Source organism: Corynebacterium neomassiliense (assembly GCF_900626215.1).
GTDB classification, from domain to species: Bacteria; Actinomycetota; Actinomycetes; order Mycobacteriales; family Mycobacteriaceae; genus Corynebacterium; species Corynebacterium neomassiliense.
The window spans coordinates 849,548-868,955 of sequence record NZ_LR131106.1 but is presented as its reverse complement, the minus strand read 5'-3'; the positions used below and the strand labels follow the sequence as shown (position 1 = coordinate 868,955).

16 protein-coding genes are annotated in these 19,408 nt (G+C 67.4%); 12 read left to right on the top strand and 4 right to left on the bottom strand.

What is annotated here, in order from left to right; genetic code table 11:
• Positions 1-4 precede the first annotated feature (4 nt).
• Positions 5-2,140, bottom strand: coding sequence for an NAD-dependent DNA ligase LigA (ligA, locus tag E0E18_RS03770; RefSeq protein ID WP_130839376.1), 2,136 nt, complete (start codon positions 2,138-2,140; stop codon positions 5-7).
• 278 nt (positions 2,141-2,418) lie between these two features.
• Between ligA and E0E18_RS14315 the strand changes: the two genes are divergently transcribed.
• From E0E18_RS14315 to ilvA, 3 genes are all read left to right on the top strand, one after another.
• The gene (locus E0E18_RS14315) at positions 2,419-2,547 is read left to right on the top strand and encodes a hypothetical protein (RefSeq protein WP_261796798.1); all 129 of its coding nucleotides are present in this window, start codon (positions 2,419-2,421) and stop codon (positions 2,545-2,547) included.
• A 60-nt stretch (positions 2,548-2,607) separates the two neighbouring features.
• Positions 2,608-3,294 (top strand): 3'-5' exonuclease, encoded by a 687-nt coding sequence (locus tag E0E18_RS03765; RefSeq protein ID WP_066583089.1) that lies wholly within the window; start codon positions 2,608-2,610, stop codon positions 3,292-3,294.
• Between the two features lie 67 nt (positions 3,295-3,361).
• On the top strand, positions 3,362-4,900 hold the full coding sequence (ilvA, locus tag E0E18_RS03760; RefSeq protein ID WP_130839375.1) for a threonine ammonia-lyase, biosynthetic: 1,539 nt from the start codon (positions 3,362-3,364) through the stop codon (positions 4,898-4,900).
• Positions 4,901-4,942: 42 nt separating this feature from the next.
• Here ilvA and E0E18_RS03755 read toward each other — a convergent pair whose 3' ends face one another.
• Positions 4,943-5,620, bottom strand: coding sequence for an ACT domain-containing protein (locus tag E0E18_RS03755; RefSeq protein WP_066583083.1), 678 nt, complete (start codon positions 5,618-5,620; stop codon positions 4,943-4,945).
• A 163-nt stretch (positions 5,621-5,783) separates the two neighbouring features.
• Between E0E18_RS03755 and gatC the strand changes: the two genes are divergently transcribed.
• The 8 genes from gatC to pntB all read left to right on the top strand — a co-directional run bounded on the left by gatC (position 5,784) and on the right by pntB (position 15,903).
• Positions 5,784-6,089 (top strand): Asp-tRNA(Asn)/Glu-tRNA(Gln) amidotransferase subunit GatC, encoded by a 306-nt coding sequence (gatC, locus tag E0E18_RS03750; protein WP_066585735.1) that lies wholly within the window; start codon positions 5,784-5,786, stop codon positions 6,087-6,089.
• 52 nt (positions 6,090-6,141) lie between these two features.
• Entirely contained in the window at positions 6,142-7,638 is a 1,497-nt protein-coding gene (gene gatA / locus E0E18_RS03745; RefSeq protein WP_066585732.1) for an Asp-tRNA(Asn)/Glu-tRNA(Gln) amidotransferase subunit GatA, read from the top strand.
• Positions 7,639-7,702: 64 nt separating this feature from the next.
• A complete protein-coding gene (locus E0E18_RS03740) occupies positions 7,703-8,374 on the top strand; it encodes an NUDIX domain-containing protein (protein WP_066585730.1) in 672 nt (223 codons plus the stop codon).
• Between the two features lie 114 nt (positions 8,375-8,488).
• Positions 8,489-9,979, top strand: coding sequence for an MFS transporter (locus E0E18_RS03735; protein WP_130839374.1), 1,491 nt, complete (start codon positions 8,489-8,491; stop codon positions 9,977-9,979).
• Positions 9,980-9,989: 10 nt separating this feature from the next.
• Positions 9,990-11,018: an ATP-dependent 6-phosphofructokinase gene (locus E0E18_RS03730; protein WP_130839373.1), complete on the top strand. Its 1,029-nt coding sequence runs from the start codon at positions 9,990-9,992 to the stop codon at positions 11,016-11,018.
• A 75-nt stretch (positions 11,019-11,093) separates the two neighbouring features.
• A complete protein-coding gene (gatB, locus tag E0E18_RS03725) occupies positions 11,094-12,611 on the top strand; it encodes an Asp-tRNA(Asn)/Glu-tRNA(Gln) amidotransferase subunit GatB (RefSeq protein ID WP_130839372.1) in 1,518 nt (505 codons plus the stop codon).
• A gap of 245 nt (positions 12,612-12,856) precedes the next feature.
• Positions 12,857-14,395 (top strand): Re/Si-specific NAD(P)(+) transhydrogenase subunit alpha, encoded by a 1,539-nt coding sequence (locus tag E0E18_RS03720; protein ID WP_130839371.1) that lies wholly within the window; start codon positions 12,857-12,859, stop codon positions 14,393-14,395.
• Positions 14,395-15,903 (top strand): Re/Si-specific NAD(P)(+) transhydrogenase subunit beta, encoded by a 1,509-nt coding sequence (gene pntB / locus E0E18_RS03715; RefSeq protein WP_066583077.1) that lies wholly within the window; start codon positions 14,395-14,397, stop codon positions 15,901-15,903. The genes E0E18_RS03720 and pntB overlap by 1 nt, the downstream gene beginning before the upstream one ends.
• Before the next feature lie 47 nt (positions 15,904-15,950).
• On the opposite strand, the gene E0E18_RS03710 is transcribed toward pntB, so the two are convergent.
• On the bottom strand, positions 15,951-17,033 hold the full coding sequence (locus tag E0E18_RS03710) for a glutathione S-transferase family protein (protein ID WP_130839370.1): 1,083 nt from the start codon (positions 17,031-17,033) through the stop codon (positions 15,951-15,953).
• A 177-nt stretch (positions 17,034-17,210) separates the two neighbouring features.
• On the opposite strand from E0E18_RS03710, the gene E0E18_RS03705 reads away from it, so the two are divergent.
• Positions 17,211-18,527: a DoxX family membrane protein gene (locus E0E18_RS03705; RefSeq protein ID WP_130839369.1), complete on the top strand. Its 1,317-nt coding sequence runs from the start codon at positions 17,211-17,213 to the stop codon at positions 18,525-18,527.
• A gap of 55 nt (positions 18,528-18,582) precedes the next feature.
• On the opposite strand, the gene E0E18_RS03700 is transcribed toward E0E18_RS03705, so the two are convergent.
• Entirely contained in the window at positions 18,583-19,350 is a 768-nt protein-coding gene (locus tag E0E18_RS03700) for a LysE/ArgO family amino acid transporter (RefSeq protein WP_130839368.1), read from the bottom strand.
• Between the last annotated feature and the right edge of the window lie 58 nt (positions 19,351-19,408).

Sequence of the window (19,408 nt, the reverse complement as noted above, 5' to 3'; positions counted from 1 at the left end):
GCGGTCACCGTACCGCCTCAGGCCCCCCTTCCAGCAGTTTCTCGAAGCCGGCCTCGTCCAGTACCGGCACTCCGAGCTCCTCCGCCTTCGTCAGCTTGGACCCGGCCTTCTCTCCGGCGACGAGGAAGTCGGTCTTCTTCGACACTGATCCGGCAGCCTTCCCTCCCCGGGACTCGACCGCCTCCTTCGCCGAGGTGCGGTCGTACCCGGTCAGCGATCCGGTGACGACGACGGTGACACCGGCGAGGGTCTGCTCGGGCAGGTCGGACTTGTCGACATGCTGTTCCATGCGGACCCCGGCCTCGGCCCAGGCGTCCACGATCTCCCGGTGCCAGTCGACGCTGAACCAGTCCTTCACTGACTGGGCGATCACCGGACCGACCCCGTCGATCTCCGCCATCTCCCCGACGGAGGCCTGAGCGATGGCGGGGACGGAACCGAGGGTCGCAGCCAGGGCTTTCGCGGCGGTCGGGCCGACGTGCCGGATCGACAGCGCCGTGATCACCCTCCACAGGTCGACCTGCCTGACCTGTTCGAGATTCTCCAGCAGCAGTTCGCCTGCGCGGTTGAGCTTCCCCGACTTTGTCGTGTACGCGCCGGTGCCCATCAGGTCTTCCGGAGTGAGGGAGAACAGGCGTCCTTCGTCGGGGAGGACGCCGGAGGCGACGAGATCGTGCGCGGCCCGCTCTCCGAGGGCGTCGATGTCGAAGGCACCGCGTCCGGCCAGGTAGTTCACCCTGTTCTGCAGCTGACCCGGGCAGTGCCGGGTGTCAGGGCAGCGCCAGTCGGCGTCCCCGTCCCGGGTGGGGGCGAGGGGGGTGCCGCATTCGGGGCACAGTGAGGAGAAGACGAACTCGCGCTCGGAGCCGTCCCGTGCCTCCTCGACAGGACCCAGGACCTCGGGGATCACCTCCCCGGCCTTCCTGATCATCGCCCGGTCGCCGAGCCTGACACCCTTACGGTGGGCTTCGGTGGGGTTGTGGAGGGTCGCCATCGAGACCGTGGAACCGGCCACGTAGGTCGGTGTCATCACCGCGAACGGGGTGGCACGTCCGGTACGTCCTATCCCGACACGGATGGACTCCACGGTCGTCATGGCCTCCTCGGGCGGATATTTGTAGGCGATGGCCCACCGGGGTGCACGGCTGGTGGCACCCAGCCGTTCCTGTTCCCGGAGGGAGTCGACCTTGACCACGAGCCCGTCCATCTCATGGGCGGCGTCATGCCGGTGGTCGCCCCAGTACCGGACCCGGTCGACCACCTCGTCGGGGGAGTGGACCTGCCGGGTGTAGGGGCTGACCGGAAGACCCCAAGCGGCGATCGCCCGGTACGCCTCGTGCTGGGTCTCCGGGTCGAATCCCTCCCTGGCACCGATACCGTGGCAGATCAGGCGCAGGGGTCTTCTGGCGGTCTCTTCGGGGTTCTTCTGTCTCATCGCCCCGGCGGCGGCGTTGCGGGGGTTGGCGAACATCTTCTTTCCCTCTGCCTGCCGGTCGGCGTTCATCGTCGCGAAGTCTTCGACGGTGATGAAGACCTCCCCCCGGATCTCGACCACTGCGGGCACCGGGAAATCCTCGGTGCCGGTGAGCTGGTCCGGGATGTCACCGATGGTGCGGGCGTTATGGGTGATGTCCTCGCCTGTGACGCCGTCACCCCTGGTGAGGGCGGTGTCCAGGCGGCCGTCAATGTACAGCAGGTCGATGGATGCGCCGTCGATCTTCAGCTCTGTGAGGTAGGTGTCGGCCGGGGTGCGTTCCAGCCATTCGCGGAGCTCGGCGATGTCGAACACGTTGTCGAGGCTGAGCATCCGCTCACGGTGCGCGACATTGCGGAACGGTGAGTTGACCGGTGGCTGGGCCACCTCCTGGGTCGGGCTGGGGCCGGTGACGGCCTCGGGGTGGCGTGCCTCGAGATCCTGGAGCTCGCGCATGAGGTTGTCGAACTCGGCGTCGGTGATCACCGGCTCCCGGTAGTAGTAGAGGTCACGGTGGTGCCGGATCTCCGCGGCCAGGGTGGACCACCGTTCGGCGGGGTCCGAGGATTCGCGTGGGGATGTCCCGGGGGTTGGCTGTCGGTGCTCGCTCACCCGGATCAGTCTAGCGGTGAGGCGGACGGTCCGGGCGGGCCCGCCGCGGCACATTGTTTCTGAACGGATATGAGTCTGAGATCACACGGGCCGGGGCTGGGGTGGACACCGTCACAGTGGGCGGGGGTGGTGTTCTCTGCGGTGGAAACAACATCCAGGGACAGAGAAGATGTCGGTGACGTCGACAGATATCGGACTGGTGCAACTGTCGCCGGGGGGAGGGGTCCCTGCTCCGCTCGACCAGTTACTGTCGGGAAACTTACTGTCAGTCTGTCGCGCAGCATATCCCACGGGAGCGGCGCCCACGTCCCGCAACCACACAGGAGAGAACAATGTTCAACCTGATCAGCCGTGAAGAGATCCTCGCCCAGTCCGCCGGTTCGACCCATCACCTCTTCGGTGACGATGAAGGCCTCGTCGTCACCACCGCCTCCACCGGAGCAGCGGACGCCGACCACTGACCGCGCCCCCGGGCGACCGTCGCGGAATCGGCGTCCGTGGTCCCGCTAGAGTTGTCCACCATGACGACCGCCACCCGTTTCGATCCCTCCCATATGCTGAGTTTCGACCTGGAGACCACCGGTCCTGACCCGCTCACCGCACGGATCGTGACAAGTGCACTGATCACCATCAACGGGTCACACCGCGATGACCTGGAGATCCTCGCCGACCCGGGTGTCGAGATCCCCGAGGGTGCCACGGCAGTCCACGGGATCACCACCGCATATGCCCGGGAGCACGGTCGGCCGCATGACGAGGTCCTCGCGGAGACCATTGCGCGTATCCGACGTGGGTGGGAGGAGGGCGCGACCCTCATCGTCTACAACGCCACCTACGATCTCACGGTGCTGCGCACACTCGACCCCACGTTCACGGTCGACGGGCCGGTCTTCGACCCCCTGGTCGTCGACAAGGCCATGGACCGTTACCGGCGGGGCGGGCGCCGCCTCAACCAGGTGTGCGAACACTACGGGGTCACCCTCGACAATGCCCACGAAGCCACCGCGGACGCCGTCGCCGCCGCCCGCGTGGCCTGGAAGATCGCCCGCGCCTACCCCGAACTCGCGGACATGACCTGCGATGAACTCATGCTGAAGCAGGCCACCTGGAACTACGAGGACAAGACCCGTCTGAGGGAGCATTTCGAGTCCCGTGGCCAGTCTGACCGTGCAGCCACGGTGAACACCTCGTGGCCCCTGCAGATGTGACCGCACCGCAGATGTGACCGCACCTGGTCCGGGGAGGGTCCACCACCGCTGAGTAGCATGGTTGACCATGGCAAAGAACTCCGCTGAATACCTCCGCGACATCGTCGCCGCCCCCGTCTACCGGGTCGCGAAACACACTCCGGTCGAGACGATGGGCGGCCTGTCGGAGCGGATCGGCAACCGTGTCCTCGTCAAACGGGAGGACCTCCAGCCCGTCCACAGCTTCAAACTGCGGGGAGCTTTCAACCGCATGTCCCAGCTGGTCGGGTGCCCCGGCGTCATCACGGCCTCGGCAGGAAACCATGCGCAGGGAGTCGCCCTGTCCGGGCGGGAACTCGGGATGCGTTCGGTCATCGTCATGCCGGTGACAACCCCCTCGATCAAGGTCGATGCGGTGCGCGGTTTCGGGGGAGAGGTCATCCTCCACGGGGAGAATTTCGACGCTGCCCAGTCCCGGGCCGTGGAACTGTCCAGGTCGGAGGGGCTCGAGTATGTGCCGCCGTTCGACGATGAGGCGGTCATCGCCGGGCAGGGAACCATCGGGCTGGAGATCTTCCAGTCCGGTCCGGTGGACCGGGTCTTCGTCCCGGTGGGTGGGGGAGGACTGGCGGCCGGGGTCGCCGTCCTCCTCAAGGAGCTGGACCCGGAGATCTCCGTGATCGGGGTTGAACCGGAGGAGTCCGCGTGCCTGACGGCGGCACTCGCCGCCGGTGGCCCGGTCACCCTGGACCATGTCAGCCTTTTCGCGGAAGGTGTGGCCGTGAAGACCGTCGGCGCCGAGACTTTCCGGTTGTGCCGTGACCACCTCGACGACGTGATCACGGTGAGTTCCGACGAAATCAGTGCGGCGATCAAGGACCTCTTCGACGACAACCGGGCGGTGGCGGAACCTGCCGGGGCCACCTCTCTGGCGGGACTGAAGAAATATGTCGCCGCCCACGACGTCCGCGGGGAGACCCTGGTCAACATCCTCTCGGGGGCGAACCTCAATTTCCACACCCTGCGTTACATCTCCGAGCGTGCTGAGCTCGGTGAGGGGGGAGAGGGCATCTTCGCCGTGTCCATCCCCGAGGAACAGGGCGCGTTCCTTCGGTTCTGCCAGGTTCTCGACGGCAGGATGGTCACGGAGTTCAACTACCGGGTCGACGAGCGCAGCGGCGGGCAGTCGGAGGACCACCGTGCCCGGATCTTCGTCGGCGTCCAGCTCAAGGGCGGTGGTGAGGAGAGGAAATCCATCGCTGACGCTCTCCGGGCGGCCGGATACGGGGTCGTGGACCTGTCCGACGACGAGACCGCCAAGGAGCACGTCCGTTACATGGTCGGCGGCGTCCCCCCGTCACCGGTGGACGAACGGGTGTTCTCTTTCGAGTTTCCGGAGCACCCCGGCGCGCTGACCCGGTTCCTCGAGGTGCTGGGCACCCGCTGGAACATCACTGCGTTCCACTACCGTAGCCAGGGGATGGACTACGGCCGGGTGCTGGCGGCCTTCGAGGACGCCGGGGGCACGGAGTTCGGGGAGCATCTCGCTGAGCTGGCCTTCCCCTTCACCGAGATCACCGACGATCCGTCCTACCGGCTCTTCCTCGCTCCCGGCTCGGGACAGTGATGCAGGTTCCCGTTCCGGGAGGCGTGAGCGGTGGGCGGGTGCCTACGCCAGCAGTGCGCCGAGGATGAAGCCCAGCTCTCCGAGGTGGTCGATCTCCGAGAGCAGGAAGTCGGGGCCCCCGGGCCGTCCGATCACCATGATCAGGTCCGTCCCGTCGAGGGGGGTGGCGGCGAGTGCCGAGTCCATGACCGTCCAGGATTCCGGGACCCAGGTGTCCCGGTCGGTCAGCGCGCGGGCCTGGGTCACCGGCGTCGCCTCCAGGGTGCGTCCGTCGTCCCCGGGGGCGGAGGAGGACGCCGCGACCCGGCGCACCGCGACCTGACCCGTGGCGTCGGTGACCGATTCGAGGACGACGACCCACTGCACCGACATGGTCTTCGGAAGTTTGTCGAGCAGGGACGCCAGACTCTCCGACCGGTGGGCCCGCCGTCGTGCGACCCCGGCGAGCAGACTGATCTGCCCCCTGCGGTCGACGGTGCCGGAGAAGGGACGGATCGAGTCGACGTAGACGCCGTCGACCTCCTGCGCGGCGCTGATGAGCGCATCGGCGAGGCGTCCGGGGGGAAGGTCGACGACGATGTCGTCGACGACCGTGCCGTCGGGGTCGTGTTCGACGACATCGACGGTCCGGATGTCACCGTCGACGCTCCCGAGGGTCGCGGCGATCCTGCCCAGGGTTCCGGGGACGTCGGGCAGCCGTACGCGCATCAGGTAGGACAAGGCAGACCTCGGGGTGGAGAGTAGGGGACGGGTTCAACAGGCCGATTGTAGCGAACCTCTGCCCGCCCCGGTCGGTGAATCCCCGGTGCCCCGTGTCCTGCCGCGGGTGCTGTCCGACTACAGTGACTCGGGTACAGGAACACTCACCAGAAAGGGATCCCCCGTGTCAGAGATCTCCCGTGACGAGGTCGCGCACCTCGCCAGGCTCTCCCGTCTCGCACTGACGGAGGAGGAGCTCACCCATTTCGCAGAGCAGATCGACGGGATCGTCGCCACTGTCGCGGCCGTCGAGGAGGTGGACACCGACGGGGTCGCACCGTTGAGCCACCCCACCCAGAACGTCGACGGTGACGTCTCCGTGATGCGTGAGGACGTTCCGGAGACCCTGCTCACCGCGGCCCAGGCGCTCGACCAGGCTCCGAAGCAGGCACGGGGCAGGTTCCAGGTTCCCCGGATCCTCGGTGAGTAGTGCCGGGCGGGGACCAGACGTGACCACCGAGGACCGACAGGAGACAGAAGACATGACCGATACAGCACTCGTCGGCTCCCACGACGATTCCGACCTCACCACCTGGACCGCCGCCGAGCTGGCGGAGAAGATCCGGGACAGGGAGGTCAGTTCGGTGGAGGTGACCCGTGCCCACCTCGACCGGATCCGGGCCGTCGACGCTGACGTGCACGCCTTCCTCCACGTGGGGGAGGACGCCGCGGTCGCCGCGGCGGAACAGGTGGACAGGGACATCGCCTCGGGGACCGTGGCGTCCCCCCTGGCAGGTGTGCCGCTGGCGCTCAAGGACGTCTTCGTCACCACGGACGCCCCGACCACCTGCGCCTCGAAGATTCTCGAGGGTTACATGAGCCCCTATGACGCCACGGTGACGAAGAAGCTCCGTGCGGCGGGGATCCCGATCCTCGGCAAGACCAACATGGACGAGTTCGCGATGGGGTCGTCCACCGAGAACTCCGCGTACGGTCCCACCCACAATCCGTGGGACCTGACACGCACCGCGGGAGGCTCCGGCGGCGGTTCCGCTGCCGCTCTGGCCTCAGGCATGGCACCGTTGGGCATCGGCACCGACACCGGCGGTTCCATCCGTCAGCCGGCGGCTCTGACGGCCACGGTCGGTGTGAAGCCGACCTACGGCACGGTCTCCAGGTACGGTCTGGTCGCCTGCGCCTCCTCCCTGGACCAGGGAGGGCCGACGGGGCGCACCGTACTGGACACCGCACTGCTGCACGAGGTCATCGCCGGACACGACCGCTTCGATGCGACGAGTTCACAGCGGCCGGTCGCACCGGTCGTCGAGGCGGCCCGACAGGGTGCCTCGGGTGACCTCACCGGCGTGACCGTGGGCGTGGTGAAGCAGCTGGAGGAGGTCCGCGGGCTGCAGGCCGGCGTGGAGGAGAGCTACCGTGCTTCGCTGGCGCAACTGGAGCGCCAGGGTGCCACGGTCGTCGAGGTGGACTGCCCGAGCTTCGACTACGCACTGAACGCCTACTACCTCATCCTGCCCTGTGAGGTCAGCTCCAACCTCGCCCGTTTCGACGGCATGCGCTACGGGCAGCGTCGCGGGGACGACGGTCACCACTCCGCTGACGAGGTCATGGCGATCACCCGCGCGGAGGGGTTCGGCCCGGAGGTGAAGCGCCGTATCATCCTGGGAACCTACGCACTGTCGGTGGGCTACTACGACGCCTACTACATCAAGGCCCAGCGGGTACGTAACCTCATCGCGCAGGACTTCGCGAAGGCTTTCTCCCGGGTTGACGTGCTCGTCTCCCCGGTCACCCCGACCACGGCGTTCGCGCTCGGTGAGAAGGCCGACGATCCGCTGGCCATGTACCTGTTCGACCTGTGCACCCTGCCGCTGAACCTGGCGGGTGTGTGCGGGATGTCCGTGCCGGGACCGCTGGCCTCCGACACCGGACTGCCGGTGGGTCTGCAGATCATGGGCCCGGCACACGGGGATGACCGGCTGTACCGGGTCGGTGCCGCCTACGAGGCCGGCCGGGCCTGAAGGTCTGCCGGACCCGTGTGCGTGCCGGCTTCCTGTGCCGGCTTCCGCGGGTACCCTGGCAGTCATGGCTGAACAGGTGATCCACGGTGACGGTTGGGCCGTGGGTGTGGACGGGATCCGCAGGTGGGGAACTCTCGGTGCTGCCGGGCTCTTCCTCACGACCGTCGAAGACGGGGTGACCCTGCTGCTCGTCCAGCACCGGGCCATGTGGACGAACTTCGGCGGGACCTGGGGGATTCCCGGTGGTGCGGTGGACGTAGGTGAGACGGTCACTGAGGCAGCGCTGCGGGAGACCATGGAGGAGACGGGGGTGGACCCTGCGGATGTGCAGGTCACCGGGTCGGTCGTGACTGCCCGGGTCGCGCTCGACCATGTGCTGCGGCGTGTTCCCCTGACCGGCGACGAGCTCGCACTGGCTGCCCCGGTCACCACTGCCGTGAGCGGCGGTGCGGGGCTCTACGACGCTCTGAGGGATCATCCCGTGACTCACCCGGACACCGGGAACCGGCTGGTTGCCACCATTGACGGGGAACTGTGCTGGGAGGTCCCGGACAGTTCTGTGACCGAGTGGACCTACACCACGGTCACCGGGACCGCCCGCCGGGCGTTGACCCTGACCCCCACGGCGGAGAGCACGGACCTGGCATGGTGCCCGATCGACGAGGTCTCCGAACTACGGCTGCTTCCGCCTTTCAGGGAGGCGCTGCCCGGTCTGCGTGCCCGCATCGGGAAGTGACGCCTCCGGTCCCCGCGGTGACGGACCCCGCGGTGACGGACCCCGGTACCGGACCGGAATCATCCTGACAGGGATCTGCCGCAGGGGGCGGGGAGTGTGGCAGACTGTCCCTCTGTGACTGACGCCGAACATGTGACCGACACCCGGTATCCGCAACTTCCCCTGCCGGAACCTGCGGCGTGGAAGGCGCTTCTGGCGTTGTGCACGGGTTTCTTCATGATCCTGCTCGACCAGACGATCGTGGCGGTGGCGACACCGGACTTCCAGGAGCATCTGGAGGCCGACTACAACCAGGTCATCTGGGTCACCTCGGTCTACCTGCTGACCTTCGCGGTCCCCCTGCTGGTCACCGGCCGTCTCGGTGACAGGTTCGGCCCGAAGAACGTGTACTGCGTGGGGATGGTGGTCTTCACGCTGTCGTCGTTGTGGTGCGGTCTGTCGGAGAACGTCGGGCAGCTCATCGCCGCCCGTGCCGTGCAGGGACTCGGTGCGGCCCTGCTGACACCCCAGACGATGGCGGTGATCAACCGGGTCTTCGCCCGGGAGCGCCGGGGCGCGGCGATGGGTGCGTGGGGTGCGACGGCGAGCCTGTCCACCCTGACAGGCCCGGTACTGGGCGGGGTGATCACCGAGTACGTCGGGTGGGAGTGGATCTTCTTCGTGAACGTGCCCATCGGGGTCCTCTCCGTGATCGCGGTGATGGTCTGGGTACCGGCGATACGTACCAGCTCCCGGCGGATCGACCCGCTTTCGGTCCTGTTGTCGATGGTGTCGGTGTTCCTTCTCGTCTTCGCCCTGCAGCAGGGCGAGAAAGAGCACTGGACCTGGTGGATCTGGATCATGGTCGCTGTGGCCGTGCTGCTGTTCGCGGCCTTCGTACGCCAGCAGGTGGTCGCTGAATCGGCCGGCCGGGATCCGCTGATGCCGTTGAGCCTGTTCGAGGTGAGGAACTTCACCCTGGGAAATATAGGTATCACGGCGATGGGGTTTGCCGTGGCGTCCATCCCCCTGCCGATCACCATGTACTACCAGCAGGTCCACGGTCTCAGTCCGCTGGGCGCGGGCCTGATGATGATCCCGCAGGCCGCGACGTCCCTGGTGCTCTCCCCCCTGGTCGGCCGGCTCAGCGACAGGTACAGTGCCCGCAGGTTCGGCGCCTTCGGCTTCACCGTGCTCGCGGCGTCCATCGTGGGCATGACGGTGGTCATGTCCACCGGGGTCAGCCATTACTGGACCGTCGTCGCTCTCGTGGGCCTGGGTGTGGGCAACTCCTTCGTCTGGGCACCTAACTCCGCGTCGACGATGCGCGACCTGTCCCCGCACCAGATGGGTGTGGGGTCCGGGGTGTACAACCAGACCCGGCAGCTGGGGTCGGTGCTGGGTACCGCGGGAGTGGGCGCGGTCATGCAGTGGCGGCTCACGGTCACCGATCCCGGGTCCGCGTTCGGCCAGGCGATACTCCTCGCCGCCGGTGTCATCCTCGTGGGAACCGTCACCTCACTGATGTCCCGGGACACCTACGGCGTGTCCGGGGACCGGCGGGTTCCGGCCGGCCGGGACGACCGGCGGGCGGACGGGCGGGCGGACACGGGGACCGCCCGCTAGTCTGGGTGCCATGCGCATCGCGACTCTGACCAGTGGCGGGGACTGCCCCGGCCTCAACGCCGTCATCCGGGCCGTGGTCCGAACCGCGGCGGGCCACGGCGCGACCGTCGTGGGGTACGAGGACGGCTGGCAGGGCCTGGTGGAGGACCGCAGAGTCCAGCTCTACGACGACGAGGACATCGACCGTATCCTCACCCGCGGCGGAACCGTCCTCGGTACCGGTCGGATGCCGGTCGACGAATTCACCGGCGCTGTGAACCGGGTGAAGGCGAACCTGTCGGACGCCGGGATCGACGCCCTGGTCGTCATCGGAGGGGAAGGCACGCTCAAGGGCGGCAGGTTCCTGCACATGCACGGTGTGCCTGTCGTCGGGGTACCCAAGACCATCGACAACGACGTCAACGCCACCGACTACACCTTCGGTTTCGATTCTGCGGTGGCGGTCGCCACGGATGCGATCGACCGGCTGCACACCACGGCGGAGTCCCACGACAGGGTGATGATCGTGGAGGTGATGGGCCGCCACGTCGGCTGGATCGCCCTGCACGCCGGAATGGCAGGGGGAGCCCACGACATTCTCATCCCCGAGCACCCCTTCGACATCGAGGACGTGTGCACCAGGATGGCCCGCAGGTTCCAGATGGGGGAGAAGTACGGCATCATCGTCGTCGCCGAGGGCGCGGTGCCCGCCGAGGGGACCCTGGAGATGGCCGAACGTGAGGTGGACCAGTACGGTCACGAGAAGTTCGGCAACATCGGTGCGCTCATCGCGCACGAGATCCAGAACCGGTTGGACGCCGATGTCCGGTCGACGGTCCTGGGGCACGTGCAGAGGGGCGGGACGCCGACCGCATTCGACCGGGTGCTCGCCACCCGCTACGGGGTGCACGCCACCAAGGCGGCGCTGAGGGGCGAGTTCGGCACTGTCGTGGCGTTGCGGGGTGAGGCGGTCAGCCTGGTCTCCTTCGATGACGCGGTGGGTTCGCTCAAGGTGGTTCCGGACCACCGGTGGGAGAGCGCGCTGTCCCTGCTCGGGTGACTGCGGAGGGGGTTCCGGGGCGTCCGGCCGGCCTGTCGGTGGCCGCCTCGGCGCAGCCAACTAGGATGGGTGACCATGACTGCCGTGGTGAACGATTACTCCGATGACGTTATGGACTTCGACGAGGTCCTCGAGCACTTCGACCCGGTGATGGGCATGGAGGTCCACGTCGAGCTCCTGACCCGGTCCAAGATGTTCTCGACCTCCTCCGCTGAATTCGGTGACGAGCCGAACAGCAACGTGGACCCGGTGTGCCTCGGACTTCCGGGAGCCCTGCCGGTGGTGAACCGGCAGGGTGTGGAATGGGCCATCAAGATCGGACTGGCCCTGAACTGCGAGATCGCCCCGTACTCCCGGTTCGCCCGGAAGAACTACTTCTACCCGGACCAGCCGAAGAACTACCAGATCTCCCAGTACGACGAGCCCATCGCCCATGACGGCTGGCTCGACATCGTCCTCGACGACGGCACCCCGTGGCGCATCGAGATCGAACGTGCTCACATGGAGGAGGACACCGCCAAGCTGACCCACCTCGGCGGGGCGGACGGCCGTATCCACGGGGCCACGGCGTCACTGGTGGACGCCAACCGTGCGGGCATTCCCCTCATCGAGATCGTGACGAAGCCGATCGAGGGCGCGGGAGCGCGTGCGCCCGAGGTCGCCAGGGCATATGTCACCGCACTGCGTGAACTGGTCAAGGCTCTGGGCGTCTCCGACGTGCGCATGGACCAGGGTTCCATGCGGGTGGACTCCAACCTGTCCCTGCGTCCGGTCGGTACCGAGGAGTTCGGAACCCGTACCGAGACAAAGAACATCAACTCCCTGAAGTCCGTCGAGCAGGCGGTGCGTTTCGAGATGCAGCGGCAGGCTGCCTGCCTGGTCAACGGCGTCGAGATCATCCAGGAGACCCGTCACTACCAGGAGACCGACGGCACCACGGCGAAGGGGCGTCCGAAGGAGACCATGGCGGACTACCGCTACTTCAACGACCCCGACCTTCCTCCCGTGCTTGCTCCGGCGGAGTGGGTCGAGGAGATCCGCGCGACCCTGCCGGAGATGCCCTGGGTCCGGCGTGCCCGCATCCAGGAGGAGTGGTCTCTGCGGGACGAGGAGATGCGGGACCTGGTCAACGCCGGCGCCCTGGACCTCATCATCGCCACCGTCGAGGCCGGGGCCTCACCGGCGGAGGCCCGCAGCTGGTGGGTCGCCTACCTGGCGCAGAAGGCCAATGAGGCGGGTACCGATCTCGAGGGGCTGGCGATCACCCCCGGACAGGTCGCCCGGGTCGTGGCCCTCATCGGTGAAGGAAAGCTGACCAACAAGCTTGCCCGGCAGGCGGTCGACGGTGTCCTGGCGGGGGAGGGGGACGTCGACGAGGTCGTCGCAGCCCGAGGCCTGGAGGTCGTCAGGGACGACGGTGCGATCGAGAAGGCAGTCGATGACGCCCTCGCCGCCAACCCCGACATCGTCGAAAAGTACCGGGCGGGCAACCACAAGGTCACCGGTGCCATTGTCGGTGCGGTGATGAAGGCCACCCGTGGCAAGGCGGACCCTGCCCAGGTGAACAAGCTCATCGCGGCCCGGCTGGGCTAGGGGCGGCGCCCGGGGGGTCTCAGACGTTGCGGGGGGTTCCCGGGGGTGGTGTCGTCAACGTCACGGCGAACTTCACCCGGAAATCGGTGACTCCCGTCAGACTGGTGGGCATACTGGGGTTGACGTCTACAGACGTGACCCTAAAAGACCGGTCCGTCATGAGCGCCCGACGCGGCCGGCCTCCCAACAGTGTGCCGGTTTCGTCGGGTCCGTGACGGCCGAAACCGCTCCAGAGGAGCTCTCCGTTGCTTATCGGCATTCCACGGGAACAGCAGACACTGGTCGCAGCAACCCCCGACACGGTCGGCAAGCTCAGGAAACTGGGCTATGACGTCGCCGTGCAGTCGGGGGCAGGTGGCCGGGCGAACTACCCCGACAGTCAGTACGAGACCGCCGGCGCACAGATCGTCGGCGAGGATGTCTGGTCCACCGCCGACATCCTCATCACCGTGGACACCCCGTCCGCGGACCAGCTCGAATCCATGAAGCCGCAGTCGACGCTCATTTCGCGTCTGGCCCCGGGGCGTCACAGTGAACTGGTCGACAAACTCGCCTCCCTCAACATCACGGCGATGGCGATGGACACCGTCCCGCGTATCAGCCGGGCCCAGGCGATGGACGTCCTCAGCTCTCAGGCGAACGTGGGCGGCTACCGTGCCGTCATCGAAGCGGCCAACGCCTTCGGCCGGTTGTTCACCGGGCAGGTCACCGCCGCGGGCAAGGTTCCCCCGGCAACGGTGTACGTCATCGGTACCGGAGTCGCCGGGCTGGCGGCGATCGGCACCGCCAACTCACTGGGTGCGGTGGTCAAGGCCACCGACCTGAGGCCTGAGACCGCCGAACAGGTCGAGTCCATGGGCGCCGAGTTCGTCGCGATCCCGACCGCGGCAGAGAAGTCGGATGACGGTTACGCCAGGGAGATGACCCAGGACCAGGCGGCCGCGGCGGCGAAACTCTACGCCGAGCAGGCGGCCCTGGCGGACATCGTCATCACCACCGCGAACATTCCCGGCAGAAAGTCCCCGGTCCTGCTCACAGCGGCCGACGTGGCAGCGATGAAGCCAGGCTCGGTGATCGTCGACATGGCCGCTGCCAACGGCGGCAACTGTGAGCTGACGGTCCCCGGTGAGGTCACGACCACGGACAACGGTGTGACCGTCATCGGGTACACGGACCTCGCAGGACGCCTGCCCGCCCAGTCCTCCCAGCTTTACGGCCAGAACATCGTCAACCTGTTCAAGCTGATCACCCCGGACAAGGACGGGACGCCGGTCCTCGACTTCGACGACGAGATCATCCGCGGTATCACGGTCACCCACGCCACGGCGTCAGGGACCGACATCCTGTGGCCCCCGCCACCGGTGAAGGTCTCCGCCGCACCCGCCACCCCGGCACCACCGGCACAGGACGCCACGGCGTCCTCTCCCGGTGAGGAGAAGTCTGGGTCGGGACTGTGGTGGAAGGCCGCGGCCGCTGTACTGGGCGTCGCTCTCGTCCTGGTCAGCCCCTTGTCTGTGACGACGAACTACATGATCCTCATGCTCGCCGTGGTCGTCGGCTTCTACGTCATCACCGCGGTCACCCACTCGCTGCACACACCGCTGATGAGTGAGACCAATGCGATCTCGGGGATCATTCTCGTGGGTGCGGTTCTGCAGGTCGGTTCCTCGAACATCGCGATCGCGGTGCTCGCGTTCGTCGCTATCGTGGTCGCCTCGGTCAATATCTTCGGTGGCTTCGCGGTCACCCGCCGTATGCTCGCCATGTTCCAGGGAGGTAACTGATGCAGAGTCTGACATTCGCCGCCGCCACCGTGGCGACGGGCTCCGGGGTGTCCCAGGATCTCCAGGACTGGACCGACCGGATCACCACACTCGCCTACCTCGTCGCGGCGCTGCTGTTCATCCTCGCGCTGGCGGGACTGTCACGGCAGCAGTCGGCGGCCCGCGGAAACTACTTCGGGATCGCAGGTATGGCCATCGCCCTGGTGGCGACGGTCTTCAAGGCTGCGGTGCAGTCCCACGCCGACCCTGACCACTACAATGACGCCTGGGTCACGGTGCTCCTTGTCGCGGTGGCCATGCTCATCGGCGCCGTCATCGGTGTCGCCCGGGCCCGCCGCGTCGAGATGACCGGCATGCCGGAGCTCATCGCGATGCTGCACTGCTTCGTCGGCCTGGCCGCCGTGCTCATCGGCGTCAATTCGTTCATCCACGCCGGAAGCTCGGCAGAGGCCGGATACGAGAAGTTCCACCTCGGCGAGGTCTATCTCGGCATCTTCATCGGTGCGGTGACCTTCACCGGATCGATCATCGCCTACCTCAAACTGTCCGGGAAGATGAAGGGGGCGCCCCTCGCGCTGCCCGGAAGAAACCTGCTGAACCTGGCGATCATCGTCATCACCCTGGTGGGCATGGTCTTCTTCATCCTGACCGGCACCGAAGAGGCTGACAACAAGCCTGTCGCCTGGACGATTCTCGGTGTGATGCTGGTCCTCGCTCTGGCGCTGGGCCTCCACCTTGTCGCCGCCATCGGCGGCGGTGACATGCCGGTCGTGGTCTCGATGCTGAACTCGTACTCCGGTTGGGCGGCTGCCGCCGCCGGTTTCATGCTGGCCAATCCGCTGCTGATCATCACCGGTGCCCTGGTCGGGTCGTCGGGTGCGTACCTGTCGTTCATCATGTGCAAGGCGATGAACCGGTCGTTCATCTCGGTGATCCTCGGCGGGTTCGGTTCAGAGACCACCGCTGGCGGTGACGACCACGACTACGGTGCCCACACGGAGATCACCCCGGAGGAGACCGCGGACCTGCTGCGTCACGCGCACAAGGTCATGATCACCCCCGGTTACGGTATGGCTGTGGCCCAGGCCCAGTACCCGGTCGCCGAACTGGTCCGGAAGCTCCGTGCGGACGGCGTGGACGTCAGCTTCGGTATCCACCCGGTGGCCGGGCGTCTGCCCGGGCACATGAACGTGCTGCTCGCCGAGGCCAAGGTTCCCTATGACATCGTCCATGAGATGGACGAGATCAACGACGACTTCGGTGACGTCGACGTCGTGCTCGTCATCGGTGCGAATGACACGGTCAACCCCATCGCCGAGGAGCCCGGGTCACCTATCGCCGGTATGCCGGTTCTCAAGGTGTGGAACGCCCACCATGTCATTGTGTTCAAGAGGTCGATGGGTGCCGGTTACGCCGGTGTCCAGAATCCCCTGTTCTTCATGGACAACACCGACATGCTCCTGGGGGACGCCAAGCAGTCCGTGGAGAAGATCACGGCAGCCCTGTAGCAGGGGGCGGCTGCTGGGCCGGTGATTACCGGTCAGTACCGCTCTGCTCAGGCGAACGCCCCGGCCTCGTCACCGTCCCGGACATCCTCGGGGCGTGGCGCCGCCGGGGCTGTCGCGTCTCCGGCGGCGTTCCGGAACGGCGTTCCGCCGAGCCGCTCCCGGTCGTGCGGGGTGTAGAACGTCGCGGGGTCGGGGCCCACGGCGACGATCCCGGTGGGGTTGATGTCCGTGTGGACCCGGTAGTAGTGCTGTTTGATCTGGTCGAAGTTCACGGTGTCCCCGAACCCGGGGGTCTGGAACAGGTCCCGCAGGTACCCCCAGAGGTTCGGCATGTCGGCGATCCGGTTCCGGTTGCACTTGAAGTGGCCGTGGTAGACGTGGTCGAAGCGCACGAGGGTGGCGAACAGGTAGATGTCGGCCAGGGTCAGCTGCCCGCCGACAAGGTACCGGCGGGTGGAGAGGTGCTCCTCAAGCTCGTCGAGCCGGGCGAACAGTGCCGCGAACGCGGTTTCGTAGGAGCCCTGGTCACCGGCGAAACCGCACCGGTACACGCCGTTGTTGACGGTGCGGAAGTTGATGTCCGCCATCGAGTCGATCTCTGCGCGCAGTTCGACGGGGTAGAGGTCGGGGGCACCGGGCCGGTGCAGTGGTGACCACTGGGTGGCGAAGTCTTTTACGATGGTGCGGAAGTCGTTGGTCACCACCGCCTTCGAACTGATCTCGACGAGGGCGGGAACGGTGATCCCTTTGGGGTAGTCGGCGAAACGGTGAAGGTAGCAGTCACGTAGCCGTCCGACGCCGAGCACCGGGTCCACCGAGTCCTCGTCGAGGTCGAAGGTCCACGACTTCCAGTCGTGGGTCGGTCCGCACAGGCCCAGGGACAGTGGTGCCGGACTCCCGGCCGTGGAAGCCTCCGGCGCTGTGTCTGGTCCGGCCTCCGGCCCTGTGTCGAGGCCGACGAGCCGGCGCGTGATGATCGCACGGTGGGCCCAGGGGCAGGCTCTGGAGCCGATGAGCCGGTAGCGGCCCGCTTCCACGGGCCACTGCCGGTCACCGTCGGGGTGCTGCACCACCCTGTCGTCGATGTAGTTCATGTCCCGGTTGTATCCTCCGGCTTCGACGTATCCCACGGCGTCCTCCTTGTGTCGGTCCAGTCAGTGTCCCGCGCAGCCCTCGCAACCCGGGCGGGTGGTGGAGGCGATGTTGTCGTCGCGACATGCGCGGCGGGCTTCCTGCGCGGGTAGGCGTGCCGCCTAGCCTAGGCTGGAGGCAGTGAACAGTGCACCCGGAACCGGAAGGTGGATGCCATGGACAGGCAGCGCGACGGAGTCTTCGGCAAGTCAGGGGACGTCGACGGCGTCGAGGATGTCGACGGGTTCGACGACATCGACGTCCCGGACGCGCCCGGGGACGCGGTGACCCGTGCGGCGGTACCTGACGCCGAAGACAGGACCCCACGGTCCGTCTCCGGCGGTGAGGACGCCCCGGCATCCGACGGTGGTGACGGGGACAGCACACGTGTCTCCGACGATGTCGCCGGGGACGGGGAGGACACCGACAGGGATGACGCCGGAACGGTCGCCGAACCTGTGGTCGCTCCCCGGCCACGACGCGACATCTACGACGTCGTGGGCCGGGCCAGACCGCAGAAGATCGAGCCCGTGAAACCTGCGGCCGCTCCTGTACCGGCTTCCGCCGGGCAGGACGCCACCGGCAGCCCGGATGAGGGAGCAGAACCCTACGGGCCTTCGGGCGTTCGCTCGGGGCGTCCTTCGGACACGGAGAGCACCGAAACCACGGTGTTCCCCGGTACCACGGACGACACCGGCTCTGCCGACAGTGCCACCAGGGTTTTCGCCCCTGCCGGTCCTGTCGACGGTGCCTACGACGACAGTTCCTATGACGCTGACCTCTACCGTGGAAGTGCGGATGCAGGGGCCGGTGCGGTGGACGGGTACGAGGGAGACGGGGGAGATTACGCCACCCGCGAGTACGGGGCACAGGGCTACGCCCCTGCCGGTGCCGCCGGTGTCCCCGGCGGGGACACGGAGTACGGAGTGGACAGTACGGCCAGGGACGACGGGCAGTCGGACGATGTTGTCGCCCCGGTACGCCGCGGGACCCTGGACCTCGGACTGCTGCTCCTGCGCGCCGTCGTCGGTGTCCTCCTGGGGCTCAGGGGGGTGCAGACCCTCTTCGCCGTCGGGGGCGACCCCGGTATCGACACGCTTGAGCAGGTTCTCGGCGGCTACGACGCCGCGGCCGTACTCGCACTTGCCCTTCCTGTTGCCGAACTGGTGGGAGGTGCGCTCCTCCTGCTGGGACTGCTGACCCCCTTCGGTGGCGCGGTGGCTGTGGTGTCCGCCGGTTTCATGGCGCTGCACTTCCTGGCGTCATCGGCGGCGGGTCACTGGCCCTACCAGCTGGACGTCAACGCCCAGGCCTGGGGGTTCCTCGCGCTGGGGGGACTGGTGCTCATCTTGACCGGACCGGGACGCTACGCCGTCGACGGTTCTCGTGGCTGGGCGACGCGCCCTCGTCTGTCCGCCTGGTTGTTCGCCGTCATCGGGGTGGCGGGTGCCGCGGCACTGTGGATCCTGGTCGGCGGCGGAAACCCGCTCTGAGACCACTGTGCCCGCCGCGGCCGTGGCGACCATGGACGTCTGACCGGTCGACCGGTCAGACGGCCTGTGCGAGCCGTGCGGCCATCGCGACCATCACCACCGCGATGCCGAGGTTGAGCCACCGCCAGACCACCGCCCTGGACAGTGGACGGGCGAGGTAGCGGGCACCGTAGCCGACCACGATGAAGAACAGGGTGGACCCGGCCACCGCTCCGACGGTGAAGGCCCACTTCCCGGCGTCCGTGTACTGGTTGGCCATGGACCCGAACACCACCATGCCGTCGACGTACGCCGCAGGGTTGAGGAAGGTCACCGCGAGGGCCGTCGGCAGCGCCGCGAGGGCAGGCATGCGAGCTCCGGTGCGGCGGGTCTGTTCTCTGCTCCGGCTGCGGGCGGGCAGTGTCGCGACCGTGGTGCCGCCCGGCCCCGACCCCGGTGCGGGAGCAGACGCAGGAGCGCTCGCGGGACCGGTCGCCGTCAGGGGCACCGGCGGGTCTCCGGCGACGGCGACGGTGGCGTCGATCGGCCGGGGGTGCCTGACGCCGTGCAGACAGGTCGCCGCGAACCACAGGAGATAGGCGACGCCTGCCCACCGCAGAATGTCGAGCAGTACCGGCATCCGTTCGACGACCACCCCGATGCCTGCGGTTCCCGCGGGCAGGAGGATGAGATCGCCGAGGACGCACACCGTGACGACCAGTCCCACGCCCCACCGGCGGGCACCCTGCCGCAGCAGGACCAGGTTCTGCGGTCCTACGCCGACGACGACCGTGAGCTGGAAGAGCAGGCCTGCGAGTGCGATGCGGATGAATTCGGTGGTCACGTCGGGAAGCCTAGGAAGCCCCCTGTCTGAAGACAAACAAGTGGATCTGAACATGAGT